The following is a 24,560-nucleotide window of genomic DNA, read 5'->3' on the forward strand; positions in this document are numbered from 1 at the left end:
ATTGCGAGGAGCGCAGCGACGAAGCAATCCATGTCTCCGCGAGCGGTGAGATGGATTGCTTCGCTCGCGCTCGCAATGACGGACACACATCACTTGCCGCCTTCTTTCGCCGCCGGCGCAGCGTCCTTTGCCGGCGGCACGTCGGCCTTCTTCTTCAAGTCCTCGTCCATCTTCTTCTGCGCGGCCAGCAGATCATCCACGCGCTTCTGCAAGGTCGCGGATGCACCCTTGAGGTATTCAATCTGGCGATTGGCCGCATCGAGCTTCTGCTGGTGATCGGTCACAAGCTTCGTGATCGTCTTCTGGAGGAAGTCGACATTGCTCTGCAGGCAGCTCGTGCGCCGCTCCCAGGTCTTCTCGACGGTACAGATCTCGATGCCTGGAACGTCCTGAGCATTAACTTTGTTAAATGCCAACGCGCTGGATACGAGCATCATGAGCGAGGCGATCATCATCTTAACGTTCATTAAGTCCTCCACGCGCTCACGGCAATGTGCGCAAAGCACGACGACATCGTCAGAGATACCACACTGTAACCGCATTCCGGCGCTGTCCTCCACTTATTGCGGGGTGCGGGGGGCTTTTGGGAACTCAAACGTTTCCACGCATCGGAAGTGGAGAATAATCAGATGGCAACGCGCGAAAAGCGACTGGCACAATTCGATGGCAACGGCGAACCTCCGCCGAACGAGATCGTCGAAGTGCTTTGCGAAGATCAGAGCGGCACATATCAGTTGCCGTTCGCCTGTCGCTTTACCGACGGTCATTGGCTCAATGACGAATCCGGCGGAACGGTCGAGGCGACCGTGATTGCCTGGCGCTTTCCTCGCGTCAAGCAAAGAGGTGTGGCTTAGGAGATCACAGAAGAGTCGCTATCGGCTTCCGCTTCGCGAGCGACGCGAAGCTCACGCTGAAGCAAAACCTGCGAGTGGGATGAAGCATCATCCCTCTCGCATTTGCTTGTATCAAAATGCGACGGGAAAATTCGCCGCCTTAAGGTTCGGAACACCCGTGGAACGAAGCGCGTCCGAATCAGTGATGGAGTGCCGTACGCTGTTGTTCACGGCTAGATGTCGGTGCCAGTCCGAGCAGGCGCACGACATGCAGGAGAACAACCAGCGGCCGCAGCCAACGGCCAACCACAAGAGTTAATTCCTCCGGAGACGACATGATCGGTGACTCCCAATCAGTTACTTCCAAGGCGTCACCGGCGGCACCTTGTCGGTGGCCGGCGGCATGTCGACGGTCTTGAAGTCCGCCGGGCTCACGATCTCCAGATATTCCATGTCCGGTGAGTAGTCGAAGAGGTAGTGCACGATACCGGGCCGCTGGTGCACGACGTCTCCGGCCTGCACCAGCGTCGGCTTGTCCTCGTACATGAAGCGCGCCCAGCCCTTCATCATGATCACGATCTGGAAATCGCAATCATGGCGATGCCAGCCGGTGCCATCCTCGGGCGGGCAATCGGGATTCGCCTTGACCAGATGGCAGATCACCTGGCCGCCGGTGGCATCGGCTATGCCGAGATCGCGGTAGAGGAAGAAATCGCGCAGGCCCCCGCCCTTGAATTCGGTATCGCCTGGCGTGACGTGAGAGAACTTGCTGACAACGGCATGCTGGTTCATTTGAAGCCTCCAACGTTCTCGATCGCGAGACTCGCGGCTACGCAAGGCGTCCAAATTTTCGGCAGCGTCGCATCGTCGCGTTCACAGCTTGGTTCGTGCTATGCGAAATCCGCGCCAGTCGCGCTGCGGCGCAGCGATTCCTGCAGATCGCTGTCGCCAAGCGGACGAAGCGCTTGGAACCAAGCCTGAATTTGAGTCGAGCGATTTTTCGCGGCGCAACCACCGCTCGCCTGCCGCTACTCGCGCGCGGCTGCCGTGGCACGAGCTTTAGGCAGTACTTGCACCGTGCTTGAGCCCGCTGAACGCGCAGCCGGCAGGCAGCACTGCCTAATATTCGACCTCCAGCTCCTCGACGTCGGCGGGCTCAGCCTTGGCTGCCTCGACCCACTCCCGCATCTCCGGCATCGACATGATGGTCGCGGCATAGGCTGCGAGCATCGGCTCGAGCTTGACGTCATAGGTGATGAAGCGGGTGACGACCGGCGCATACATCGCGTCCGCCATGGTGCGGCGCTCACCGAACAGGAACGGTCCGCCTGACTCCGCGAGGCAGTCGCGCCAGATGCTGCAGATCCGGTCGATATCGGCCTGCGCGCGCGACCAGATCTTGAAGCCCGGGAAATGGCCTTTCAGATTGACCGGCAGCGATGCCCGCAGCGTCGTGAAGCCGGAGTGGATTTCACCGCAGATCGAGCGGCAATGTGCCCGCTTTATGCGGTCTTCCGGCAACAGACCGGCATTCGGCATGACCTCGTTGAGATACTCGGCGATCGCCAGCGTGTCCCAGACGGTCGCGCCCTCGTGGCGCAGGCAGGGCACTAGGATCGACGACGAGAGCAGCAGGAGTTCCGCGCGGGCCGAGGCGTCGTCCGGAGCTGTGATCACCTCCTCGAATTCCAGCCTCGCGAATTTCGCCAGCAGCCAGCCACGCAGCGACCATGATGAATAGTTCTTGCTGCTGATGGTCAGTGTCGTTGCCATAGAGCCTTCCTTCACGCCTCAACCTCGACCGCAGGGACCCAAAGCCTCCAGCCTATCCTTGCGGATATCGCCCCTGCTCATCGCCTGGGCGCCGAATATCCCAAGCAGCAAGCCACGTGCCAATTTCGAGGGCGGTTCGACTCCGCTTTGGCTTCGATATTGCATGGCAACGCGGGGCAAGGGGCGGTCGCGTACGATGTCAATGTCAATGATGTACCAAGCCTACCAGAATCACATGGACCTGACGGCACCATGGCGCACGGGGGCGGCGGCGGCACTTAGATATCTTAATCTGGTGCCGCAGGGGGCCTCGGACCGGCTGTTTGGCCGGCTTGCCGCCGCACTCGAACTGATCTCGCGCTCCACCCTGACCTACACCCGCCCCGACTATGGCATCGGCAGCGTGAGGGTGGGCAATCGCGAATTGGAGGTGCGGGAGGAAGTTGCCTACGCCACGCCGTTCGGATCGCTCCTGCACTTCAAGAAGGTCGATGGACCCGAGCACCCGCGCCTGCTCTTGGTAGCGCCGATGTCCGGTCACTTCGCGACGCTATTGCGCAGCACGGTCATGACGCTGCTGCAGGATCACGACGTCTACATCACCGACTGGCACAATCCGCGCGACATTCCGCTCGACCAAGGTCGTTTCGGGCTCGAGGATTACACGGACCATCTCATCACCTTCCTCGATAAGCTCGGCCCGCGCGCGCACATGGTCGCCATCTGCCAGCCTTCAGTGTCGGCGCTGGCGGCGGCGGCGATTATGTCGGAGGACAATCACCCCGCGCGCCCTGCATCGCTGACCTTGATGGCCGGGCCGATCGACACGCGCATCCAGCCGACCAAGGTCAACGAATTTGCCAAGAGCAAGCCGATCAAGTGGTTCGAGGACAACCTCATCAACTATGTCCCGATCCAGTGCCGGGGCGCGTTCCGAAAGGTCTATCCGGGCTTCGTGCAGCTCACCGCCTTCGTCTCCATGAACCTCGAGCGCCATATCAAGCAGCACATGGACCTCGCCAATCATCTTGCCAAGGGCGAGAAGGACAAGGCAAACGTCATCAAGACTTTCTACGATGAATATTTCGCGGTGATGGATCTGCCGGCGGAATTCTACATCGAGACCGTGCGCGACGTGTTCCAGGAGCACCTGCTACCTCAGGGCAAGCTGATGCACCGGGGCCGGCCGGTGAATCCCGCTGCGATCAGACGCATGGGCCTGATGACGGTCGAAGGCGAGCGCGACGACATCTGCTCGATCGGCCAGACGCTCGCCGCGCAGGACCTCTGCACCGGCGTGCGCGGCTATCGCAAGGTGCACCACATGCAGGCCGGCGTCGGCCATTACGGTGTGTTCAGCGGCAAGCGCTGGAACAACGAGATCTATCCGCTGTTGCGCGACTTCGTGCACGTGAATTCGTGACAAGGCGAGCGCTTCTCTTTCCGTCATTGCGAGGAGCATAGCGACAAAGCAATCCATGCTTCCGCAAGCGGCGACATGGATTGCTTCGCTCGGCTCGCAATGACGGGTGGAGGCCCTAGCCACTCGCCCCCGCACGCAATAGTCTGCCCAACGCGACGAGCACCTAGAAAATTGTCCCGGGAGAAAAACGACCATGCGGCCCTTCGCGACTTTTCGCGCGCTCGCACTTGCCCTCGCCGCCACCCTCTTCCTCACCGCCTCCGCATCCGCCGCCGAAATCCACGTAATGATCTCGGGCGGGCTAACTGCCGCCTACAAAGCCCTGGTGCCGGAATTCGAGCGCAGGACCGGCCACAAGGTGTCGACCGCCTATGGACCGTCGATGGGAACCACCGTCAACGCAATTCCGGTGCGGCTCGAGCGCGGCGAGCCCGCCGATGTGCTCATCATGGTCGGCTACGCCCTCAATGACCTCGCCGCGCAAGGCAAGGTGATAGCCGACAGCCGCGTCGAACTCGTCAAATCGCCGATCGGAATCGCGGTGAAATCAGGCGCGCCAAAGCCGGACATCAGCTCGGCGGATGCCGTGAAGCGCGCGCTGCTCGCGGCAAAGTCGATCGCCTATTCCGACAGCGCCAGCGGCGTCTACGTATCGACCGACATGTTCCAGAAGCTCGGCATTGCCGAAGCGATGAAGGACAAAGCAAGAAAGATTCCGGCCACGCCCGTCGGCGAGATCGTGGCCAAGGGCGAAGCCGAGATCGGCTTGCAGCAGATCAGCGAGCTGAAGCCCGTTGCCGGCATCGATATCGTCGGGCCGCTGCCGGATGAGCTGCAGAAGATCACGGTGTTTGCCGCCGGGATCGCCAGCGCCTCCAAGGAGCCCGACGCAGGACGCGCGTTGATCCACTTCCTCGCATCGCCCGACGCCCGCGCTGAGCTGATCAAGAGCGGACTGGACCCGATCCCCTCCGGCACCACACACTAATGAAAGCGATGCGCCCCGTAGGCCAAGAGGAGAACCAGGGCGAGCGCCAGCACGAGCGTCGTACATTTCCAGAACAATAGTGGGTTGCGCTCAATCAGCGGGGTTGATGACGTCGTGAGATATTTTGCGTTGGGATTGCGGAGGTCGAACAAGAACTCCGACAGACTGTCATATCGCTTATATGGATTGGGATGCACGGCCCGCTCCATTGCTCGATCGACCCAGATCGGGATGTCCGGACGGATGTGCGTGGCCGGGCCGTAGATGAGCTTGTTGAAGTCCGATCGGGTCCTCGCGCGGGCGACCCGGGCGCCATAAGGCAGCCGTCCCGTCAGCATGTGATAGGTGATGACCCCGAGCGAGTACAGATCCGAGCGCGGCGTGCCAGGCTCGCCCAGGAAATATTCCGGGGCAGTGTATTGCTGGGTGCCGAGAATCTCGTTGCGGCCGTCCAAGGGCGCCGCCTCGACTACGCCGGTGATCCTGGTCGATCCGAAATCGATGATCTTCACCGTGCCGGTCTTGTCGATCATGATGTTGTCGGGCCTGATGTCCTGGTGCAGCATCTCCTTGCGGTGGAAGGCGCGGATGCCCTTGGCGATTTGCTCGACAATGCCGCGGACCGTCTCAAGCTGCGGGCTCGGATTGTCGATCATCCATTGCCGAAGCGTCTGCCCGTCGATGAATTCGGTCACGACGTAGAGATAATTGCGCGTGCGCGGTGGCGTCCAGGGCTTCAGCACATGCGGGCTGTCGATGCGCTTGGCGACCCATTCCTCCATCATGAACCGCTTCAGATAGGCGGGATCGTCGCGCAGATCGATCGACGGAATCTTGATTGTCACCGTGGTGCCGGTGTCGTCATCAACGGCGAGGTAGATGTGGCTGCGGCTGCTGCCATGCAGCTCGCGCACGATGGTGTAGCCGTCGAACGCCATCCTGGCTTCCAAGAGCGGCGGCAACGGCAACTCGCTCGATTGGCCGAACGCCTCGCTGGCGCTGCTCTCCGGCAGTTCGTCGATACGCACGATCTGGACGGTGAGATTGTCCTGGCTACCGCGCTCATAGGCCTGCTCGACGATGGCCTTCGCCGCCTTGTCGAGGTCATCGGCGCCGTCGACGATCATCTTTGCCAACTGGCGCGGTGCGACATGCTCATAGATGCCGTCGGTCGCCAACAGGAACATGTCGCCCGGCTCGACCCTGAACGACTGGTAGTCGATCTCGACCTGTGGATTAACGCCCAAGGCACGGCCGAGATAGCTCTGCACCGAGGACAAGACCACGCGGTGGTCGGTGGTCAGTTGCTCAAGGCTGTTGCCGGCGAGACGATAGATCCGGCAGTCGCCGACGTGGAAGATATGCGCGGTGGTCGACTTGATCACCATGGCGCTCAGCGTGCAGACATAGCCCTTGTCCTTTTCGTAAGGGTTCTGGCTGCGCCGGGTCTGCGCATGCAACCATGAATTAGTGGCTTCCAGCACGCGCTGCGCCGAGGTCTTCACCGACCAGGATTCGGAGGTGCAGTAATAGTCGGTCAAGAACCCCTTGACGGCCGACTCGCTTGCGATGCGGCTGACGCTGCTCGAGCTGATCCCATCGGCGAGCACGATCGCGATGCCCTTCAGGCCGAGCAGCGGCTCGCTCGGAATCAGGATGCCATGGAAATCCTGATTGGTTTCCTTGCGGCCTTTATCGGAACATTGCCCGACCGATATTTTCAAATGGCGCGACATCGCGAGGTGAAGAGGCAATGGGTCTCTCCGCAAAGGAGAGACCCATATGCGCGATCAGATCAAGCCGCGAGGCGCTGGCGCTCGCGCTTCGGCGCTGTCTTCACATGGGTGGCGTAGAGCGTCAGCCCGGTGAAGGCGAGACCGCCGACGAGGTTGCCGAGCACGGTCGGAATCTCATTCCAGATCAGATAATCCATGATCGTGAACTTGCCGCCGAGCAGCAGCCCCGAAGGGAACAGGAACATGTTCACGACCGAATGCTCGAAGGTCATGAAGAAGAACAGCATGATCGGCATCCACATCGCGATCACTTTGCCGCTGACGGTGGTCGAGATCATTGCGCCGACGACGCCGGCAGAGACCATCCAGTTGCAGAGCATGCCGCGGACGAACAGCGTCAGCATGCCCGCCGCGCCGTGCGCGGCATAACCGACCGTGCGGCTTTCGCCGATGGTGCCGATGATCTGGCCAACCTTGTCGGGCGGCGAAGAGAAGCCGAAGGTCGAGACGATCGCCATCATCACAGCCACGGTGAAGGCGCCGGCAAAATTCCCGATGAACACCAGGCCCCAGTTGCGCAGCACGCCGCCGAGCGTCACGCCCGGCCGCCTGTCGATCCAGGCCAGCGGCGACAGCACGAACACGCCGGTCAGAAGATCGAAGCCGAACAGATAGAGCATGCAGAAACCGACCGGAAACAGCGCCGCGCCGACGATCGGCACACCGGTCGATACGTTGACGCTCACCGCAAAGGCCGCGGCGAGCGCCAGGATCGCGCCTGCCATATAGGCACGGATCACCGTGTCGCGCGTCGACATGAAGATCTTCGACTCACCCGCGTCCACCATCTTGGTGACAAATTCCGAAGGCACGAGATAGGCCATTCCAGTTCCCCTTGTTCGCAAAACCAACAACACCACGGCTCGGCCGCAGCGCGGATATGAAGGATGAGTGGCCGTCATGGACGCGCGCCGGATCTACGGCGCGACAGGAATGAGATAATTCCTGCTGCGACGCTGCGGTTGGCGGAGCCCGGTTGGAACAGGGATATGGGGTGGCGTCTTTAACGACTGCTCGGCACGTCCGAATAAGGTCGCTTTGATCCCTGCACCTTCAGCCAACGCTGGCCTAGGCAATCCGAAGGACGGCAGTCGTCATTGACTGGTACATCGAAAAGCAATCGATGTGCCAACAGTGGTGCTCGCCGATCGGTGGAGAACGGCCGGGAATTGCAGGGGCTTTAGGCAGTTGTCGCTGCGCCGCCTGGTGAAGCCATGCCGCTGATTTGGGCACGCTGCCTATACGGCACGCACACTGAGGACTGGGCGCCTATTTGGCCTGCGTCCGGATCGGCGCGTCCTTCAGCCCGTTATTGTCATAGGCGTTGCGGAGCGTGCCGTTGGCAGTCGCTTCCGTCATGAACTTGGTCGCAAAAGTCGCCGACAGCGGATGATTCAGCGGGACCGCGACCGCAGTCACCGTCTGCTTGAAGGTTTCGTCCAGCACCCGAGTGCCGGGAATGTTCTTCGCCATCGCATTGAGCTGGTCGCGCGAGAGTGCGAACGCGTCGACCTCGCCGCTCTTCAGGAGATTGAAGATCTCGTCATAGGTCTGATAGCCCGTCACCTTGGCGTTCTTCAGGTGCGCGATCGCACCCCGCATGGTGGTGGTGTTGTTGACGGCGGCGACCTTGACGCCCGGCTGGTCGAGGCTGGCGAAATTCGTCACCGCCGAGCCCGGCCTGACGATGTAGGTGGCGTCCGCGACCTCATAAATCGGGCCGAACGTCATCTTGGTTTCGCGCTCTGGATCCTTGGGCAGGAAGGTGACGTCCCAGGTGCCCTTCGATGCCGCATCGGTGATCTGTCCAGAATTCTGGTGCACGACATATTCAACGGGTACGCCGAGCTGCGTGGCCATTGCCTTGCCGAGATCGACCGGCACGCCGGCATAGCCGGTTTCGGCCTTGGTGCACCAGAACGCACCGCCCGCCGGACTGATCGCAATCGCGACGCGGAGCTTGCCGGTCGGCGCGATCTCGTCCTTCAGCGCGTCGGCACTGGCGGGTACGGCCATCATGGCAACCGCGACAACAAGGCCTGTGATAAGGGGCAATTGACTGGCCATCGGCTTCCTCCACGCCGAGGCTGTTGCCCGGCTGTTGCAGCAACAAACCGCATGATGGGGAAACAGGCAACCGCCAGTTTTCGGAAGCCGGCCGACACTATAAATTCATCTGACGCGGATCGTGATCTTCTCCGACACGACCGGCGGCTTGAACGGATAGTGCTTGGCGTCGCCGAGCACGAGCTGCAAGGTATGTTTACCGGGGGGCAGCTCGATACGCGCCTCGGTCTGGCCGGCACCGAAATGCAGGTGGGACTTGTCCGATGGGATCGGTTCGTTCGGATTGAGCGGCTCGTTGACGTCGATCAGCAGATGGTGATGACCGGCGTTCGCATAGTCGTCGCCGGCATGGGTCACGCCCATGTTGCGGAGGCCGAAGCGGGCCCAGAATGCGCCCTTGATGGTCGCGCCATTCTGCGGCCAGACAAAATACAGGACCGCATCCTTCGGTGCAGGTTTATCCTGCGCGTGCGCAACGTTCGTAAGCGACGACAGGACCGCAGAAATCAGAAGTGTACGCGCAACTCTCATTGCCCCCCTCCCCGATCCAAATACTTTAAGGCGACAGCGCGACCCGGAAGCCATGGGTCGGATATCGAACGTTGGTGTCGTAGTTATCCCGATTGGCCGGTCGCACATAACGCGTGTCATTCTTCCAGGAGCCGGAGCGGAGCACATGGGATGTGCAGTCTCCGCCAAGCCAGGGAGAACCATCGGCCGGGGCACCCTGATAATTCTTGTGCCAGCAATCCTCGACCCACTGGTCGACCCCGCCGCCCATGTCATGCAGGCCGAACGGATTGGACTTGAAGTTACCGACCTTGGTCGGCTGCTCGGCGGCGGCGCTGTCGCCGCAATCCTTGCAACTGGCCATGCCCGGCTGCATCTGCTCGCCCCACCAATATCTGGTCTGCGTTCCGCCGCGGGCAGCAAACTCCCATTCGGCTTCGCTCGGAAGCCGATAGGCCTTCTTCGTGACGTCCGCGAGCCAGGTGACGTATTGCTTAGCATCGCTCCAGCTCACATTCGTGACCGGCGCCTCGTCCTTTCCGGTCGCCGTGAAGCCGCACACCTTGGCGGCGGCGCACGCGTTCCATTCGCGGACCGTGACCGGATATTTGGCGATGGCGAATGGCTTGACCGTCACCCTTCGGATCGGCCGCTCCGACGCGTCGTCATTGCTGCCCATCGAGAAGCTGCCGCCCTGAAGCGCGACCATCTCGGGCTCCCGCACGGACGGCGTGGGCGGCGTCGGGGGCGCGACCGCCGTCACCGCCGGGCTCGCGGAGGGCTGCGGCGGCTGCGGTTGCGCCGTGGGACTGGCAGCGGGAGCTGCCGCCTGTTTCGTGGCGGGCGCCGGCTCGGCCTTCGGCGATGCCGCGGGCGACGGTGATGCCGCTGGCGCCGGGGTTCGCACCGCCAGCTTTTCGCTCCGCGGTATCAGCAAGGACCAGAGGATGCCGCCGGCGATGATCGCGAGCGTGATGCTGAGCAGGAAGATCAGGACGTTCTCGCGCCGCCGGCGCGTCCGCTGGAAGGCCGCGGCATCCGGCAGCACGCGATAGACCCGCACCGGGTCGGTGATGTTCTTGACCTTGCGGTCGCCGAGCGACTCGTAACCGCACACCAGCTTGTGCTTGATCTGCTCGTAGATGCCACCGGAGATGAAGACCTGCCCCGGCTCGGCGATCCCTTCAAGGCGCGAGGCAACGTTGACGCCGTCCCCATAGATGTCGTCGGGCTCGATGATGACGTCGCCGAGATTGACGCCAATCCGGTACTCGATCCAGTAGTCCCTCGGTACCGCCGCGTTGCGGCCGACCAGGTTCTGCTGGATCACGATGCTGCACCTGACGGCTTCGACCGGACTGTCGAACATCGCAATGAAGCCGTCGCCGGTCGTCTTCACCAGCTTGCCGTGATGCTCGACGATGGTCGGCTCGATCAGGTCGCGCTCGATCCGCTTGACGCGGTTGTGCGTGCCCTCCTCATCGAGCTGCATCAGGCGGCTGTAGCCGGCGATGTCGCCTGCGACGATCGCGGCAAGGCGCCGCGGCGTCGGATCACCCGGCGGCCGCTCGTGCCTGCCCGACTTGAAGTCGCGAATCTCACCCATGGATCGGTTGGGCTCCAAAAACCGCAAATACAGCGTTGAGGCGCAATTAGCCTCAGCCCCCGAAACCTAAAGGTCTACCCATAAAGAGCCTATCACACTCCTTACCCCAAACAAGTTTGCCAGATATTGTGCGACGCATGAAGTGATGCAGTTCACATAACGATCAACCTTGCGTGTCCGCGACGAAATATCCCCGGCCTCAGTTCGCCTGCGGCGCCGGCGTCCTGATCTCATTGGGCAGGATAATAGCCGCTGCGATCGCCAATAGACAGAGCGCGGCGAACGCGCGCAACATGGTGACGAACCCGCCCTGCTCATAAAGCCAGGCGACCAGTCCGACCGAGGCGCCGGCCGCGGTAAAGCCGACGAAATAGCGCACCGCATAGGCGCGCGACCGCCATTCCTCGCTGGTGTATTTGCCGACCATGGCATCGTTGACCGTGACCTGGCCGAACGCGCCCATCACGATGCCGATCGACACCAGGATCAGCGGCAGGTCCGACAGCGTCGCTGCCAGATAGAGGAACGGCGCCAGCATGAAGGACAGCGGCAGCGCCACCGTCTTGAGCGAATGGTGGTCGAGCAATTTGCCGATCGTGTACTGCGTCATCGCGCCGAACACATAGACGCAGGCTGCGATCACGCCGAGCAGCGCCGGGCTCCTGGTCAGGTCGGCGAGCCGTTCGGCGAACAGTTTCGGCAGCGCCACCGTCACCGCGTTGAAGGTGGTGGAGATCGCGATCACCACGATCAGGAGCGACAGGATCACGCGCCACATGTCCTTCTTCGCGACGCGCGCCTGGGCTGCGGCCTGCTTGCTGCCCTTGCGATCCTCATGCACCACGGTCAGCGCGAAGGCGATGCCGAGCAGCACGGTGACGATGCCGGGAATGATGAAGGCAAAGCGCCAACCGAGATACTGGCCGATCACGCCGGTGACCAGCGCCGAGGAGGCGACGCCGAGATTACCCCAGACCCCGTTCAGCCCCATCTCGCGGCCGAGCTTGTCGGCATAGGACACGATCATGGCAGTGCCGACCGGATGGTAGATCGAGGCGAACACGCCGATCGCCAGCAGCGCCGCACCAAGCTGCAGCGGGGTCTGCACGAAGCCGACCGAAATCATGGACAGCCCGATGCCGATGAAGAAGATCACCATCATATGGCGGCGGCTCCAGCGGTCGCCGAGCCAGCCTGTCAGCAGCGAGCCGGCGCCGAAGGCGATGAAGCCCGGGGTGGCGTATGGCAGCAATTCCGAATAGGCCATGCCGAGCGCCGGACCCATCACGATGACGGCGGCGGCGAAGATCAGCATCGAATAATGGTCAATGAAATGGGCGGCGTTGACGTAGGTGATCACCCGGCTGGGGCTGTTCATGCGTTGATCCTGTTTCGATCCCTTTAGAAGTCCTCTTGAGATGTCCCCTTAGATGTCCCTTTGGGGAATCCTCTTGCTTCCGGAACTAGGTTATAGGGAGTTGTCCTGACGGGATGTCGCCAATGACTGTCGCCGAAACGCCAATTGCCGCGATCTTGCGGGGCCAACGCGCCACCGGCGACGGCGTGCATCTGGTCGCGCGCCACTACCGGCGCGGCGTGCGGCTCGACACCCACATCCACCGCGAGTCGCAACTGGTCTACGCCGCCGCGGGCACGATGCAGGTGACGACGCCGAAGGGCCGCTGGCTGGTGCCGCCGGACCGCGCGGTGTGGGTGCCGGCCTTGATGGAGCATTCGATCGACGTGCTCGCCGACATCCAGATGCGGACGCTGTATTTCGAATTGCCGTGGCTGAAGCGCAACGCGCGCGGCAACAGCCTCGGTGCCGAATTCGTCGTGCGGATATCGCCGCTCTTGCATCAGACCATCCTGGCGCTGTTCGACAGACGGGACGATCACGAGCGGACTGCGCTTCTGCTGCAACTGGTCATGCTGGAACTGGACCAGGCCGAGGATTCCGCGACCTTCATTCCGCTGCCGCAGGAACCGCGCTGCCGGCGCGCCGCTAGCATCGTCCTCGCCAATCCAACCGCCCAATATGAAATCGAGACGTTGGCACGCGAGGTCGGCACGTCGGCGCGAACCTTGTCGCGTCTGTTCTCGTCGGAGACGCAGCTCAGTTTCAAGAGCTGGTGCCAGCGCGCCCGCATCGCGGCCGCAATTGAACGACTGTCGACAGAATCTAATGTGTCGATCAAGCAGATCGCCTCAGACCTCGGCTATGCCAGCGTTCCGGCGTTCTCCCATGCGTTCCGCCAGGTGACCGGCAAGACGCCGACGGAATTTGCGGGCAAGGAATGAACGCGAGACTTCATTGGCAAGTCATGACAAAATGGTGTTCTTGAGTATAGTCGGCAGGAACCTAAATCCTATGTAAGGTTCGGTGTAATCGGATTCGATCCCTCCCATGGCCAATGCCTTTTTCTCCGACCTGCTGGCAACGATTTCCGAGCGCGGCCGTACGCTGCTCCGGCGAGGCAATTCGTTGGAAACGAAGCAGGACGCCTCCGAGCTTCTTGAATTGTGCGAGGCGCTGCTCTCGGGCCGCGGCGAAGCCTCCGGCACTGCCATGGCGCGCGAGGTGCTCGACCGCTATCACCATCTCGACGCCGCGGGGCGGCTGGCGTTCTTCCAGACGCTGTCCCGGGATTTCGGCCCTGACCGCGCCAAGCTGATGCAGGCGATCGAGGCCTGGCGCAAGGGTTCCGACGACGGCGAAGCCAGCGATTTGCATTTCGCCTCCGAGCCGCGCCGGCAGGAACTGATCCGCCGGCTCAACCGCGCGCCGGGCGGCACCAGCGAACTGGTGGCGATGCGTGCGGATCTGCTCAACCTGATGAAAGGCAACAAGGACCTCGAGTCGCTCGATCGCGACGTCACCCATCTGCTCTCTTCTTGGTTCAACAGGGGATTTCTCGTGCTGCGCAGGATAGACTGGTCGACACCGGCCAATATTCTGGAGAAGATCATTCGCTACGAGGCGGTGCATGAGATCCGCGACTGGAACGACTTGCGCCGCCGCATCGATCCCATCGACCGCCGTTGCTACGCGTTCTTCCATCCGGCGCTGAACGACGAGCCGCTGATCTTCGTCGAGGTGGCTCTGACCGAGACGATCCCCGGCGCGATCGCACCTCTGCTCGCCGAGCAGCGCGAGCCGGTGCCGATCGAGCGCGCCCGCACCGCCGTGTTCTATTCGATCTCCAACACCCAGCGCGGGCTCGGCGGCATCTCCTTCGGCAGTTTCCTGATCAAGCAGGTGGTCGAGGAATTGCGCCGCGAATTGCCGAAGCTCGACACCTTCGTGACGCTGTCGCCGGTGCCGGGCTTCGTGCAATGGCTGAGGCAGGCGAGCGACGCCCCGCTCTCCGACGAGGATCGGCTGCTGCTCGAAGGGCTCGGCAAGCCCGACTGGTTCGACATTGCCGAACTGGCCGCGCAGCTCCGGACCGTGCTGGAGCCGCTCGCCGCCTATTATTTCCTGAAAGCGCGAACGCCGAAGGGACGGCTGATCGATTCGGTGGCGCGCTTCCACCTCGGCAACGGCGCGCGGCTGGAGCGCATCAATTGGCTCGGCGACCTCTCGCCGAAAGGCTTGCGCGAATCCGCCGGCATCATGGTCAATTATCTCTATCGCCTCGACGATATCGAGAAGAACCACGAAGCCTACGCCAACAACGGCGAGGTGATCGCTTCCAGCGCCGTGAAGAAGCTGCTCAAGGGCGAAGGCCGCCGGCTGCTCGAGATGCGGCTGTCGTGACGGGCGAAGCATTAGCACCGTAGGATGGGTAGAGCGCGGCGAAACCCATCGCGATCGAGCAAGCCGCGCGAATGATGGGTTTCGCTTCGCTCTACCCATCCTACGATTCTCTCACACCTCGCACCGTTGTCGTCCCCGCCTAGGGCGCAATTGCGCCCGGGAGCGGGGACCCATAACCACAGGGAGGTGTTGTGGCGCGAGCAAGCGGTGGTAGCGGAGCACATCACGTCTCCCTGTGGTTACGGGTCCCGGGTCCCGGCTACGCCAAGGGCCTTCGCCGCGGCGCGCAAGCCCGGGACGACGTGAGGAGAGTCCTGATTCAAATTTCAAACAGCGATGAGGATGTGCGCTCGCATTCTCGCGGCGCATTGCGCCCGAGCTTTGCGTCTCGTTCCACCCTCTCATTGAACAGAGGGCGCAGGGAAAGCCGGGTGCTGGTTGCACCCGTGGGTCCCGTGCAACAAAAAGCACGGGGGTAGGACCACAGGTTCAACCGAAGCATTCCGGCTTTCCCTGCGCGATGGTGTTACGGCTTCCTTCGCGCTCTCCCCGGTGACCGGGCTTTCTTGCCACCGTCACCCGCGGCAGCTCTTGCTGCTCGCGAGCTTAGCGCCAGCGTCGGGGCGCCAGAACCACACGACTTCGCCGTCCACGGATAGCTGCGCTCGTCGTTCACAGCACCCGCGTCCACCGCATCTCACCGCAACGTTCGTGACGATCGCGAGCCGCCCCTCATTCGGGTGAGACGCGCGGAGTTAAATCACTGATTTGCCCGACGACGGAAGCGGAATGTTTTTTGCGCGAGGGCTGGACAGAGCAAATCACGTTGATCGGCTTAAGGAAAATCGCGCGAATGATACGACGCCGTCATGCCCGGGCTTGACCCGGCCATCCACGTCCTTCCACGCGCCCGCGACAACGTGGATGGCCGGGTCAAGCCCGGCCATGACGGAGGAAAGGATTGCGCGATGCGTCCCCCCGTCATTCCGGGGCGATGCGAAGCATCGAGCCCGGAATCCATTTCACTGCTTGCGCATGCGGCCCAATGGATTCCGGGTTCGTCCTTCGGACGCCCCGGAATGACGGCGGAGATTCAATGGCGCGAGCGTGGCTTACTCCGCGAGCGCTTTCATCTCCTTGTAGAGATCGCTCTTGCCCTCGAATCCGATGCCGGGAAGATCGGGCATGGTGATGTGGCCATTCTCGACGCGCACGCCGTCGGGGAAGCCGCCATAGGGCTGGAACAGATCGGGGTAGCTCTCATTGCCGCCGAGGCCGAGGCCGGCGGCGATGTTCAGCGACATCTGGTGACCGCCATGCGGGATGCAGCGGCTTGGCGACCAGCCGTGGGTCTTCAGCACCTGCAGCGTGCGCTGATATTCGCAGAGGCCGTAGGACAGCGCGCAGTCGAACTGCAGCCAGTCGCGGTCCGGCCGCATGCCGCCATAACGAACGAGATTGCGCGCATCCTGATGGCTGAACAGGTTCTCGCCGGTCGCCATCGGCGCCGGATAGAATTCCGCGAGCGCGGCCTGCAGCGCGAAGTCGAGGGGATCGCCCGCTTCCTCGTACCAGAACAGCGGATAGTCCCGCAGCATTTTTGCATACGCGATCGCGGTCTCCAGATCGAAACGGCCGTTGGCATCGACCGCGAGCTGCGCGTCCTTGCCGATCTCCTTCAGCACGGCCTCGATCCGCTCGCTGTCTTCGGTTAAAGGCGCGCCGCCGATCTTCATCTTCACGACATTGTAGCCGCGGTCGAGATAGCCACGCATCTCCGCACGCAGCGCGGAGAGATCCTTGCCGGGATAATAGTAGCCGCCGGCGGCATAGACGAAGACGCGCGGATTGGCCTTGAGGCCATGCCGCTCGGCGAGCAGGCGGAACAGCGGCTCGTTCGCTATCTTCGCAACCGCGTCCCACACCGCCATGTCGATGGTGCCGACCGCCACCGAGCGCTCGCCGTGGCCGCCGGGCTTCTCGTTCGACATCATGGTCGACCAGACCTTGTCCGGATCGAGATTGTCGCCGCTCGCATCAAGCAGCGTCTTCGGATCGGCCTCGAGCAGCCGCGGCGCAAAGCGCTCGCGGATCAGGCCGCCCTGCCCGTAGCGACCGTTGGAGTTGAAGCCGTAGCCGACCACGCGCTTGCCGTCGCGCACGACGTCGGTGACGACGGCAACCAGGCTCGTCGTCATCTTGCTGAAATCGATATAGGCGTTGCGGATCGGCGAGGCGATCGGCTTTGTCACTTCGCGGACGTCGATGATGCGGACGGACATGTGTGTTTGGCCTCTCAATTGCTCGTCATGGCCGGGCTTGTCCCGGCCATCCACGTTCTTTGCTCGCGATGAAGGAAGGGCGTGGATGCCCGGGACATCTGCGCGAAGACGCGCTTCGCGCTTTTGCCCGGGCATGACGAAGTCAAATACTTGCGCTTCAGATGTTACGACTTCGGCTTATCGCGGAAATACGGCTCGACCGGGCCGTGGACCTTGATGGTCAGCGGATTTCCATAGCGGTCCTTGGCGTTGCCGGCGGTGACGCGCACCCAGCCTTCGCTGACGCAATACTCCTCGACATTGGTCTTTTCGACGCCCTTGAAGCGGATGCCGACGTCGCGCGCCAGGATATCCGCGTTGTAGTATGGGCTGTTCGGATCGACCGACAGGCGGTCCGGCAGCTCGTCGTGGGTGGTTTCGTTGTTCTCGCTCATAGCAGGGCCTCGATTGCAGTCTTCAGTCCTTCAGGCCGCGCAGTGGGCGCATGGCGCGCCACCACCCCGCCCGATCGGTCGACCAGGAATTTGGTGAAATTCCATTTGATCGACGGGCCGAGCAGGCCCGATTTCTCGTTCTTCAAGTAGTTGTACAACGGATGCGCATTCGCGCCATTCACCTCGATCTTGGCGAACATCGGGAACGTCACCGCGTAGTTGGTTTCGCAGAACTCCGCGATCTGTTTTTCATCGCCCGGTTCCTGCGCGCCGAACTGGTTACAGGGAAAGCCCAGCACGGAAAAGCCGCGCGGCGAGAGCCCCAGATAGAGCTCCTGCAGACCCTTGTATTGCGGCGTGAAGCCGCACGCGCTGGCGGTGTTGACGATGAGCAGCACCTGCCCCTCGAACCGCTTCAGGGGCACTTCATCTCCAACCAGCGAGCGGGCCGTGAAATCATAGACGCTTGGCATTGGCTTTACCTCGCCCCGCTTGCGGGGAGAGGTCGAAATTCAAGCAGCGCTTGAATTTCGGGTGAGGGGGAGCCTCCACGAGTACAACTGTCACCGTGATCGCGGAGAAAGCCCCTCACCCCCACCCTCTCCCCGTAAGAACGGGGAGAGGGAGAAGCGCCGTCGTCACTTCGACCTAAGATCGTCATGTTCGATTCTTCGCTCAGCCTGCAGGATCAATGACCGCGGACGGCGTGCCGCCGGCTTCGATTGCCTCGCCCGCGGCAAGGCAGAGATCTTCGCGATAGCGGCCAGAGACCAGTTGCACGCCGACGGGAATGCGGCCGACCAATCCTGTGCTCACAACCAGCCCCGGCAGGCCCATGAAGGGAATGGCGATCTGCGGCAGTTGCGCGTGCCAGACCTGGGCAAAGGAGGCATCGTCCTTGCAGTCGAGTTGATCGGGGAACGGCAATTCGCCGGAGACCGGCATCAGCAGCACCGCGTATTGCTCGAAGAACGCCAGCCATTCGCGCGTCAATGTCGCCCGGCGCGTCAGCGCCTTCGAAAGATCGAATGGATGCACCTTGGCGCGGTTGCCGCGCAGGCAGGCCAGCGCGCCGGGATCGCCCTCGCGCTCGGCAGCGGCGAGCTGCGCCTCATAGCCATCGCCGAGCCAGAGTTTTGTCTGAAGGTCGGCGGCTTCGCGCAGCGGCGGCGTTGCCGTGATCTCCTCGACGGTCCAGCCGGCACGCTCCAGCCGCTTGCCGGCGTCCGCCACCGCAGCCTTCACCTCGGCGACCGGATTGAGACCGTCGGGATCGAGGCACATCGCGACGCGCTTCGGCACGGAAGGTCCCTCCAGCGGCACCGGCATCCACCAGGGATCTCTGATATCACGGGCCGACATCGCCGCGAGCGCGATGCGCAGATCGCCAACGGTGCGCGCCAGCGGTCCCGAGACCGCGCTGATCTGCGGGCCGATCGGCCGCTCCGGCAGCGCCGCGTTAAAGGCGGGGATGCGACCCATGGTCGGCCGCAGTCCATGCACGCCGCAGGCATAGGCCGGATAGCGGATCGAGCCCGCGATATCGGTGCCATGCGCGATATGCCCGATGCCGGCCGCCACCGCCGACCCCGCGCCGCCGGACGAGCCGCCTGGCGTAAGGTTCGGATCGCGGGGATTCTTGGTATCGCCATGGATCAGGTTGGTGGTGAACCAGCGATAGGAGAAGGCCGGGCAGTTGGTGCGGCCGAGCAGGACGGCGCCCGCCTTGCGCAAATTCTCCACCACGGGATTGTCGGCCTTCGCGATCACGTCGCGCTGCAGCGTCAATCCGTTGGTGGTGGCAAACCCTTCCTGGTCGACATTGACCTTGATCGTGACAGGGACGCCGCCGAGCGCGCCGACCTCCTCGCCGCGGCCGATCGCGGCATCGATGGCGTCCGCCTGCGCCAGCACGTCCGCAGGTCTGTGGTCGACCACGGCATTGAGCCTGGGATTGACTGCGTTCAGCCGCGCCAGGGCGGCGGTCGCCGCCTCCCTCGCCGAAACCTTCTTCGATTTGATCAGGCCGGCCAGATCCGCGGCCGACAGGCGCCAAAGTTCTTCCATTGCCGACTCCGTTGCGACGGGCGTGTTTTAGCGTCACCGAGCTGACGTGGCCAGCGCAAGGATGAGGGGGGTCTCCGCGAAAACGGTGACGCCGTCATTCCGGGGCGCGCGGAGCGCGAGCCCGGAATCCATCGGGCCGCAGTTGCGGGCGGAGAAATAGATTCCGGGCTCGATGCTATCGCATCGCCCCGGAATGACGATCGCGGACGTAATCTCGGACCCCACTCACCCGAACAGCGCGTTTTAGCGGTAGTGGGCGATGTAGTAGGCCAGTTCGGCGATCTGCTCTTTCGTCACAGGCTGCATCACGTCGGCCATGGTGCCGTCATAGCCGTGGCGGGTGTTGTCCTTGTATTCGCTGAGCGTCTTATTGAGATAGTCTTCACGCTGGTTGGCGATGCGCGGGACGTTGTCGTTGCCGGAAAAATCCGGCCTGTGGCAGTTGTTGCAGAGATATTGATGCGCGAGCGCCTGGCCGCGCGCCACGCGGGCGGAATCGCCGGCCTCGGCGGGCGATGCCGGCTTCGGCAGGGTGGCGATAAAGTCGGAAAAGGTGCGGAGGTCGTCGTCGGACAGATCCTTCGCCATCTCGTTCATGGTGTCGAACGCGCGCAGCTTCTCGCGGAACATGAAGAGCTGGATCAGCACGTAAGCCGCTTGCTGCGCGCCGAGCGAAGGCGTGTTCTCGGTCTCGGACGTGCCCCGCTCGCCGTGGCAGGCAAGACAGGGCGCGGCGCGCTCCTGAATGGTCTCAGCGCTGGCGGCGAAGGTGATGGATGCGAGGGCGAGCGCGGCGACTATTTTTTTGTACATCGATCTTTCCTGGCGCTCGTCATTGCGAGGAGCGAAGCGACGAAGCAATCCACTTCGCCACTTGCGGAGGCATGGATTGCTTCCGCCTTCGCTCTTTGAGCTACGGCGGACAAGTCGCTTCGCTTGCAACGACGGAGAGTACGACCTACTGCCCCGCGACCTTCTGCTTGCCGTAGCTGATGCGGTAGACGGCGCCGTTCCAGTCGTCGGAGACGAGCAGCGAACCGTCCTTCAACTGCATCACGTCGACGGGACGGCCGACATATTTGTTATCCTCGAGGAAGCCGGTGAGGAACGGCTCGACCGACTTCACCTTGCCGTCCTTGTCGAGCTTGACCACGACGACGTCGCCGCCCTCCTTCTTCGACTTGTTCCAGGAGCCGTGACGCGCGACGAAGATCGCGTTCTTGTAGGTCTTCGGGAACATGTTGCCGGTGTAGAAGCGCATGCCGAGCGCCGCGGTGTGCGGGCCCATCAGGCCGACCGGCGGGGTATAGTCGCTGCAGGATTTGCCCCAGCCGAGCTCCTGGTCGATGATGTTGCCCTGGTAGCAGAACGGCGCGCCGAAATCCTCGCCGGCCTTGGTCACGCGGTTGAGCTCATCCTCCGGCACCGTCTCGGACAGCCAGTCGCGGCCGTTGTCGGTGAAGTAGAGGTGCTTGGTCTCCGGATTCCAGTCGAAGCCGACCGTGTTGCGCACGCCGACCGCATAGACTTCCGCACCCGAGCCATCGAGATTGATGCGCCGGATCTGGCCATGCGCATCGTCGTGCAGCACGTTGTTGCCGGGCTGGCCGACCGGAACATAGAGCTTGTTGTCGGGCCCGATGGCGATGAACTTCCAGCCATGGGCCTCGTCCTTCGGCAGATTGTCATAGATCACCGTCGGCTTCGGCGGACTGTCGATGACATCGTCGATCTTCTCGATCTTGGAGACCTTCGAGAGCTCCGCGATGTAGAGCGTGCCGTCCTTGAAGGCGACGCCGTTCGGGCGATAGAGGCCAGAGGCGATCACCTTCACCTGGCGTTTGCCGTCCTTGTTGACGATGGCATAGACCTTGTCGACCAGGCGGCTGCCGACGAACACCGTACCCTTGTCGCTCTGCGCCAACGACCGTGCATTTGCCATGCCGGCGGCATAGACCTCGACGTTGAAGCCGGCCGGCACCTTGAGCTTGGCGAGCGGCAATTTGTCGGGCGCGGCCGCCAGCGGCGGCGGCGCGACCGGGGCAAGCTTGGCGGCCGCCTCGTTCTCCGGACGGCCGATCAGGGGCGAGCCCGGCGGCAGCGGCTGCGCTGCGGCAGGCGCCGCACCGGCGGCGGGCGGACTGGCGGGCTGCTGGGCATGGGCGGCAAGCGTGAATGCGCCGAAGAAAGCGCCGGCCAAGAAAAAGCCGCGAACAAGGCTGCGCGGCGTGGTCAGATTGTTCATCGCTGTGGTTCTCCCCAGATGCGAAAGCCTGTTGGTCCTCGCATGTGCAGCATCCTGCGCATGCCGGCGTGGCTTCCTGAGTGGCAGTTTCCGACATTCGTCCACGGATGCAATCCGGAACATGGTCGGAATCGAGGCGGGGGAGCGATCTAGCGCAGAACGACCGCGCAGACCTTCAATGTTTCGTGACCGAGCCCGTATCCGGCGGACCGATGATCGCCTCCGAGAATGGAAATTCGAGCACGATATCGCCCTCGTCGTCGGTCACTTCGATGACGGCATTCAACAGTGTGGCGTCGGCGCCTTCGGTCCGCAGCAGTTCCCGAATCATGGCGCGCGCCATCTCCCAGGCGCGATCGGGATCCCGCAGGATTTCGCCCTCGGGGTCGGAGATCAGCTCATCGCCGATACGGGTGTTGAAGAAATAGCGCGGCATCGGCGGCAGACACTCCGGTTGAGACCCCCTGCGATGGGACCTCCGTGAAACTCAGAATCGCCATTGATCGCAATGCGAACAACAACGAAACGTATGATTTGACTTGCGGCTCTCGCACAACTGCGTGAATTCCTAGAACATGATCCGGAAAAGTGGAAACCGGTCTTCCCTCGCGACAAACGCGAAGCGTTTGCGCGGAGATTATGATCAAACAAAAAAGAGATGAGATCATGATCTGATTCCGTCTAATCTGGTCATGATCCAGTGCGATGCAGCATGACTGATGCAGCGCAGCACGTCAAAATTTAACTGGCGAACTTTTTCGCCCGCATTACTTTATCGCCCGGGACGAAATACGCCCGGATCATAAACAGGAGAACCTGATGGCCTGGAAAGCACCAAAGATCGTCGAAGTGTCCGTCGGCATGGAAATCAACATGTATATGTGCGCAACCCGCAAGTAAGCGGGCGCGACGACCTTAGCCTTAATACGTTGCTGGACTTGCGGGCGTCCGACCTTCCCAAAGGGAATGTGTGTTGACGCCCGGGTCTGCTTTGTTGTGTCCCTGGCTCGTTTGTTCCTACGTGTCAGGTTTTCGCCAGGAGACGGATCATGCTTCGCGTCGTCGTCCTGGGCGCGGCGGCCGGCGGTGGTGTTCCGCAGTGGAACTGCGGCTGCCCGGTTTGCACCACGGCAAGAAGCGAGGCGGCGGACCTGCAGAGCAGCCAGGCTTCGATCGCGGTCAGCGCCGACGGCGCGCACTGGTTCCTGATCAACGCCTCGCCCGACCTGCGCCAGCAAGTGACCGCAACGCCGCAATTGCACCCCAAGCGCGGCGAGCTTCGCCATAGTCCGATCGCCGGCGTCATCCTCACCAATGGCGAGATCGACGCCATTGCCGGACTATTGTCGATGCGCGAGGGCTCGCCCTTTACCATCTACGCGCACCAGCGGGTGCTGGCGATCCTGAAGTCCAACAGCGTGTTCGACGTGCTGAGCGAGAAGAACGTGAAGCGCCGGCCGATCACGGTGGACCACGCATTCGAGCCGACCTTGCCCGACGGCTCGGCTTCCGGGCTCGAAGTGCTGCCGTTCGAGGTTCCCGGCAAGGGCGCGTGGTATCTCGAGGGCAAGGCACATCCGGCCGGCAATGACGGCGCAGGCGACACGCTGGGCCTGCGCATTGCGGAAAAGGCCAGCGGCAAATATTTCTACTTTCTCGCCGCCTGCGCGCGCGTGACCGATGATCTGAAATCTCGGCTTGCAGGAGCGCCGCTGGTGTTCTTCGATGGCACGGTGTGGCGCGACGACGAATTGATCGCGGCGGGACTCGGCAACAAGACCGGTCAGGGGATGGGACATATTTCGATGTCAGGCAGTCACGGCGCGATCGAGAGCCTCGCAGGGCTTGCCATCGGCCGAAAACTGTTCCTGCATATCAACAACTCCAACCCGGCCCTGTTGAAGGACTCTCCCGAGCGGAAGATGGCCGAGCGGGCCGGCTGGCAGATCCCCGCCGATGGAACGGAGATAGAGCTTTGAATGCACCTTTACCCCAAGGACCTTCACTCCAAGCGACGACCGCCTATTCGATCGGCAAGGGCGTGTCGCTCGATAGCGCCGCGGAGCTGGAAGCCGTGCTGCGCCATATCGGCGCGACGCGCTATCACAACCTGCATCCATTCCATAAACTGTTGCACGGCGGCAAATTGAACAAGGGCCAGGTGCAGGCCTGGGCGCTGAACCGCTACTATTACCAGAGCACGATCCCGATCAAGGACGCGGTCGTGATCTCGCGCTTCCGCGACCGCATGACCCGCATCGAGTGGCGCCATCGCATCGAGGATCATGACGGTGATGTCGACAGCGAAGGCGGGATCGAGCGCTGGCTGAAGCTGACCGAAGGCCTCGGCCTCGACAGTGCCTATGTCGAATCGACCGAAGGCATCCTGCCGGCGACGCGCTTTGCGGTGGAAGCCTATGTGCATTTCTGCCGCGACCGCACGCCGCTGGAGGCGATCGCCTCCTCGCTGACGGAGTTGTTCGCGCCGAACCTGCACGAAGAGCGCATCTCGGGGATGCTGCAGCACTACAACTTCGTCAATCCTGATATCATGAGCTACTTCAAACGCCGCCTGCAGCAGGCGCCGCGCGATGCCGGCTTTGCGCTCGACTATGTCAAGAAGCACGCCACGACACAGGCGGAGCGCGAGGCGGTCTGCAATGCGCTGATCTTCAAGACCAACGTGCTGTGGGTGCAGCTCGATGCGCTCTATCATGCCTATGTCGACGGCCACATCCCGCCCGGCGCTTTCGTGCCGACGGCGAGCTAGAGGAAT

Annotated in this window: 24 protein-coding genes; 8 read left to right on the forward strand and 16 right to left on the reverse strand. The window is 62.5% G+C overall.

Annotation, left to right across the window (positions count from 1 at the left end; all coding sequences use genetic code 11):
• Nucleotides 1–89: 89 nt before the first annotated feature.
• Complete coding sequence (locus tag AC5ZGW_RS04675; protein ID WP_130228165.1) at nucleotides 90–455, reverse strand: hypothetical protein; 366 nt, start codon at nucleotides 453–455, stop codon at nucleotides 90–92.
• A gap of 174 nt (nucleotides 456–629) precedes the next feature.
• On the opposite strand from AC5ZGW_RS04675, the gene AC5ZGW_RS04680 reads away from it, so the two are divergent.
• Nucleotides 630–854 (forward strand): hypothetical protein, encoded by a 225-nt coding sequence (locus AC5ZGW_RS04680; RefSeq protein WP_130228166.1) that lies wholly within the window; start codon nucleotides 630–632, stop codon nucleotides 852–854.
• A 336-nt stretch (nucleotides 855–1,190) separates the two neighbouring features.
• Here AC5ZGW_RS04680 and AC5ZGW_RS04685 read toward each other — a convergent pair whose 3' ends face one another.
• Together AC5ZGW_RS04685 and AC5ZGW_RS04690 are read right to left on the reverse strand one after the other, a co-directional pair.
• On the reverse strand, nucleotides 1,191–1,625 hold the full coding sequence (locus tag AC5ZGW_RS04685; protein WP_130228167.1) for a cupin domain-containing protein: 435 nt from the start codon (nucleotides 1,623–1,625) through the stop codon (nucleotides 1,191–1,193).
• A 327-nt stretch (nucleotides 1,626–1,952) separates the two neighbouring features.
• On the reverse strand, nucleotides 1,953–2,606 hold the full coding sequence (locus tag AC5ZGW_RS04690) for a glutathione S-transferase (RefSeq protein WP_130228168.1): 654 nt from the start codon (nucleotides 2,604–2,606) through the stop codon (nucleotides 1,953–1,955).
• A 202-nt stretch (nucleotides 2,607–2,808) separates the two neighbouring features.
• Here AC5ZGW_RS04690 and AC5ZGW_RS04695 point away from each other — a divergent pair, with 202 nt between their 5' ends.
• Together AC5ZGW_RS04695 and AC5ZGW_RS04700 are read left to right on the forward strand one after the other, a co-directional pair.
• A complete protein-coding gene (locus AC5ZGW_RS04695) occupies nucleotides 2,809–4,029 on the forward strand; it encodes a polyhydroxyalkanoate depolymerase (protein WP_130228177.1) in 1,221 nt (406 codons plus the stop codon).
• Between the two features lie 193 nt (nucleotides 4,030–4,222).
• Nucleotides 4,223–5,017, forward strand: coding sequence for a substrate-binding domain-containing protein (locus AC5ZGW_RS04700; protein WP_130228169.1), 795 nt, complete (start codon nucleotides 4,223–4,225; stop codon nucleotides 5,015–5,017).
• On the opposite strand, the gene AC5ZGW_RS04705 is transcribed toward AC5ZGW_RS04700, so the two are convergent.
• The 6 genes from AC5ZGW_RS04705 to AC5ZGW_RS04730 all read right to left on the reverse strand — a co-directional run bounded on the left by AC5ZGW_RS04705 (nucleotide 5,014) and on the right by AC5ZGW_RS04730 (nucleotide 12,374).
• Complete coding sequence (locus tag AC5ZGW_RS04705) at nucleotides 5,014–6,753, reverse strand: bifunctional protein-serine/threonine kinase/phosphatase (RefSeq protein ID WP_130228178.1); 1,740 nt, start codon at nucleotides 6,751–6,753, stop codon at nucleotides 5,014–5,016. The two genes, AC5ZGW_RS04700 and AC5ZGW_RS04705, sit on opposite strands and share 4 nt — an antisense overlap.
• Before the next feature lie 59 nt (nucleotides 6,754–6,812).
• Nucleotides 6,813–7,637, reverse strand: coding sequence for a formate/nitrite transporter family protein (locus AC5ZGW_RS04710; RefSeq protein WP_130228170.1), 825 nt, complete (start codon nucleotides 7,635–7,637; stop codon nucleotides 6,813–6,815).
• A gap of 445 nt (nucleotides 7,638–8,082) precedes the next feature.
• On the reverse strand, nucleotides 8,083–8,880 hold the full coding sequence (locus AC5ZGW_RS04715) for a transporter substrate-binding domain-containing protein (RefSeq protein WP_245474908.1): 798 nt from the start codon (nucleotides 8,878–8,880) through the stop codon (nucleotides 8,083–8,085).
• A 105-nt stretch (nucleotides 8,881–8,985) separates the two neighbouring features.
• Nucleotides 8,986–9,411: a DUF4399 domain-containing protein gene (locus AC5ZGW_RS04720; RefSeq protein WP_130228171.1), complete on the reverse strand. Its 426-nt coding sequence runs from the start codon at nucleotides 9,409–9,411 to the stop codon at nucleotides 8,986–8,988.
• A gap of 25 nt (nucleotides 9,412–9,436) precedes the next feature.
• Entirely contained in the window at nucleotides 9,437–10,996 is a 1,560-nt protein-coding gene (locus AC5ZGW_RS04725; RefSeq protein ID WP_496113873.1) for an SUMF1/EgtB/PvdO family nonheme iron enzyme, read from the reverse strand.
• Between the two features lie 199 nt (nucleotides 10,997–11,195).
• Nucleotides 11,196–12,374 carry an MFS transporter gene (locus tag AC5ZGW_RS04730; RefSeq protein ID WP_130228172.1) on the reverse strand — a complete coding sequence of 393 codons (1,179 nt, stop codon included), beginning with the start codon at nucleotides 12,372–12,374 and terminating at the stop codon, nucleotides 11,196–11,198.
• A 122-nt stretch (nucleotides 12,375–12,496) separates the two neighbouring features.
• On the opposite strand from AC5ZGW_RS04730, the gene AC5ZGW_RS04735 reads away from it, so the two are divergent.
• Nucleotides 12,497–13,297: an AraC family transcriptional regulator gene (locus AC5ZGW_RS04735; RefSeq protein ID WP_165435400.1), complete on the forward strand. Its 801-nt coding sequence runs from the start codon at nucleotides 12,497–12,499 to the stop codon at nucleotides 13,295–13,297.
• A 106-nt stretch (nucleotides 13,298–13,403) separates the two neighbouring features.
• Entirely contained in the window at nucleotides 13,404–14,756 is a 1,353-nt protein-coding gene (locus AC5ZGW_RS04740; RefSeq protein ID WP_130228174.1) for a malonyl-CoA decarboxylase, read from the forward strand.
• A gap of 1,112 nt (nucleotides 14,757–15,868) precedes the next feature.
• Here the strand turns inward: AC5ZGW_RS04740 and AC5ZGW_RS04745 are convergent.
• The 7 genes from AC5ZGW_RS04745 to AC5ZGW_RS04775 all read right to left on the reverse strand — a co-directional run bounded on the left by AC5ZGW_RS04745 (nucleotide 15,869) and on the right by AC5ZGW_RS04775 (nucleotide 22,220).
• Nucleotides 15,869–17,038 (reverse strand): mandelate racemase/muconate lactonizing enzyme family protein, encoded by a 1,170-nt coding sequence (locus tag AC5ZGW_RS04745; RefSeq protein ID WP_130231382.1) that lies wholly within the window; start codon nucleotides 17,036–17,038, stop codon nucleotides 15,869–15,871.
• 164 nt (nucleotides 17,039–17,202) lie between these two features.
• Nucleotides 17,203–17,472, reverse strand: coding sequence for a DUF3297 family protein (locus tag AC5ZGW_RS04750; RefSeq protein ID WP_028166086.1), 270 nt, complete (start codon nucleotides 17,470–17,472; stop codon nucleotides 17,203–17,205).
• Nucleotides 17,469–17,945: a glutathione peroxidase gene (locus AC5ZGW_RS04755; protein ID WP_130231380.1), complete on the reverse strand. Its 477-nt coding sequence runs from the start codon at nucleotides 17,943–17,945 to the stop codon at nucleotides 17,469–17,471. Before AC5ZGW_RS04755 ends, AC5ZGW_RS04750 begins: the two co-directional genes overlap by 4 nt.
• Before the next feature lie 202 nt (nucleotides 17,946–18,147).
• Nucleotides 18,148–19,539 (reverse strand): amidase family protein, encoded by a 1,392-nt coding sequence (locus AC5ZGW_RS04760; RefSeq protein ID WP_130231378.1) that lies wholly within the window; start codon nucleotides 19,537–19,539, stop codon nucleotides 18,148–18,150.
• Nucleotides 19,540–19,782: 243 nt separating this feature from the next.
• Nucleotides 19,783–20,352, reverse strand: a complete 570-nt coding sequence (locus AC5ZGW_RS04765) for a c-type cytochrome (protein WP_130231376.1) — start codon at nucleotides 20,350–20,352, stop codon at nucleotides 19,783–19,785.
• Nucleotides 20,353–20,497: 145 nt separating this feature from the next.
• Nucleotides 20,498–21,784 carry a PQQ-dependent sugar dehydrogenase gene (locus tag AC5ZGW_RS04770; RefSeq protein WP_496113874.1) on the reverse strand — a complete coding sequence of 429 codons (1,287 nt, stop codon included), beginning with the start codon at nucleotides 21,782–21,784 and terminating at the stop codon, nucleotides 20,498–20,500.
• 175 nt (nucleotides 21,785–21,959) lie between these two features.
• Entirely contained in the window at nucleotides 21,960–22,220 is a 261-nt protein-coding gene (locus AC5ZGW_RS04775) for a DUF6894 family protein (protein ID WP_028166081.1), read from the reverse strand.
• 383 nt (nucleotides 22,221–22,603) lie between these two features.
• On the opposite strand from AC5ZGW_RS04775, the gene pqqA reads away from it, so the two are divergent.
• The 3 genes from pqqA (at nucleotide 22,604) to pqqC (ending at nucleotide 24,554) form a co-directional block, all read left to right on the forward strand.
• Nucleotides 22,604–22,684: a pyrroloquinoline quinone precursor peptide PqqA gene (pqqA, locus tag AC5ZGW_RS04780; RefSeq protein ID WP_035635412.1), complete on the forward strand. Its 81-nt coding sequence runs from the start codon at nucleotides 22,604–22,606 to the stop codon at nucleotides 22,682–22,684.
• Between the two features lie 149 nt (nucleotides 22,685–22,833).
• Nucleotides 22,834–23,763, forward strand: coding sequence for a pyrroloquinoline quinone biosynthesis protein PqqB (pqqB, locus tag AC5ZGW_RS04785; protein ID WP_130231457.1), 930 nt, complete (start codon nucleotides 22,834–22,836; stop codon nucleotides 23,761–23,763).
• Nucleotides 23,760–24,554: a pyrroloquinoline-quinone synthase PqqC gene (gene pqqC / locus AC5ZGW_RS04790; RefSeq protein ID WP_130231455.1), complete on the forward strand. Its 795-nt coding sequence runs from the start codon at nucleotides 23,760–23,762 to the stop codon at nucleotides 24,552–24,554. Before pqqB ends, pqqC begins: the two co-directional genes overlap by 4 nt.
• Nucleotides 24,555–24,560: the final 6 nt, after the last annotated feature.

This window comes from Bradyrhizobium sp. Crot121, from assembly GCF_059512385.1.

Excerpts from the sequence above, each read along its gene's own strand:
- AC5ZGW_RS04745 (WP_130231382.1), bottom strand. The coding sequence starts at position 17,038 with ATGTCCGTCCGCATCATCGACGTCCGCGAAGTGACAAAGCCGATCGCC.
- AC5ZGW_RS04755 (WP_130231380.1), bottom strand. The coding sequence starts at position 17,945 with ATGCCAAGCGTCTATGATTTCACGGCCCGCTCGCTGGTTGGAGATGAA.
- AC5ZGW_RS04710 (WP_130228170.1), bottom strand. The coding sequence starts at position 7,637 with ATGGCCTATCTCGTGCCTTCGGAATTTGTCACCAAGATGGTGGACGCG.
- AC5ZGW_RS04735 (WP_165435400.1), top strand. The coding sequence starts at position 12,497 with ATGACTGTCGCCGAAACGCCAATTGCCGCGATCTTGCGGGGCCAACGC.
- pqqA (WP_035635412.1), top strand. The coding sequence starts at position 22,604 with ATGGCCTGGAAAGCACCAAAGATCGTCGAAGTGTCCGTCGGCATGGAA.
- AC5ZGW_RS04680 (WP_130228166.1), top strand. The coding sequence starts at position 630 with ATGGCAACGCGCGAAAAGCGACTGGCACAATTCGATGGCAACGGCGAA.
- AC5ZGW_RS04720 (WP_130228171.1), bottom strand. The coding sequence starts at position 9,411 with ATGAGAGTTGCGCGTACACTTCTGATTTCTGCGGTCCTGTCGTCGCTT.
- AC5ZGW_RS04775 (WP_028166081.1), bottom strand. The coding sequence starts at position 22,220 with ATGCCGCGCTATTTCTTCAACACCCGTATCGGCGATGAGCTGATCTCC.
- AC5ZGW_RS04765 (WP_130231376.1), bottom strand. The coding sequence starts at position 20,352 with ATGTACAAAAAAATAGTCGCCGCGCTCGCCCTCGCATCCATCACCTTC.
- AC5ZGW_RS04750 (WP_028166086.1), bottom strand. The coding sequence starts at position 17,472 with ATGAGCGAGAACAACGAAACCACCCACGACGAGCTGCCGGACCGCCTG.
- AC5ZGW_RS04685 (WP_130228167.1), bottom strand. The coding sequence starts at position 1,625 with ATGAACCAGCATGCCGTTGTCAGCAAGTTCTCTCACGTCACGCCAGGC.
- AC5ZGW_RS04675 (WP_130228165.1), bottom strand. The coding sequence starts at position 455 with ATGATGATCGCCTCGCTCATGATGCTCGTATCCAGCGCGTTGGCATTT.
- AC5ZGW_RS04725 (WP_496113873.1), bottom strand. The coding sequence starts at position 10,996 with ATGGGTGAGATTCGCGACTTCAAGTCGGGCAGGCACGAGCGGCCGCCG.
- AC5ZGW_RS04740 (WP_130228174.1), top strand. The coding sequence starts at position 13,404 with ATGGCCAATGCCTTTTTCTCCGACCTGCTGGCAACGATTTCCGAGCGC.
- pqqB (WP_130231457.1), top strand. The coding sequence starts at position 22,834 with ATGCTTCGCGTCGTCGTCCTGGGCGCGGCGGCCGGCGGTGGTGTTCCG.
- AC5ZGW_RS04715 (WP_245474908.1), bottom strand. The coding sequence starts at position 8,880 with ATGGCCAGTCAATTGCCCCTTATCACAGGCCTTGTTGTCGCGGTTGCC.
- AC5ZGW_RS04770 (WP_496113874.1), bottom strand. The coding sequence starts at position 21,784 with ATGAACAATCTGACCACGCCGCGCAGCCTTGTTCGCGGCTTTTTCTTG.
- AC5ZGW_RS04695 (WP_130228177.1), top strand. The coding sequence starts at position 2,809 with ATGTCAATGATGTACCAAGCCTACCAGAATCACATGGACCTGACGGCA.
- AC5ZGW_RS04700 (WP_130228169.1), top strand. The coding sequence starts at position 4,223 with ATGCGGCCCTTCGCGACTTTTCGCGCGCTCGCACTTGCCCTCGCCGCC.
- AC5ZGW_RS04690 (WP_130228168.1), bottom strand. The coding sequence starts at position 2,606 with ATGGCAACGACACTGACCATCAGCAGCAAGAACTATTCATCATGGTCG.
- AC5ZGW_RS04705 (WP_130228178.1), bottom strand. The coding sequence starts at position 6,753 with ATGTCGCGCCATTTGAAAATATCGGTCGGGCAATGTTCCGATAAAGGC.
- AC5ZGW_RS04730 (WP_130228172.1), bottom strand. The coding sequence starts at position 12,374 with ATGAACAGCCCCAGCCGGGTGATCACCTACGTCAACGCCGCCCATTTC.
- AC5ZGW_RS04760 (WP_130231378.1), bottom strand. The coding sequence starts at position 19,539 with ATGGAAGAACTTTGGCGCCTGTCGGCCGCGGATCTGGCCGGCCTGATC.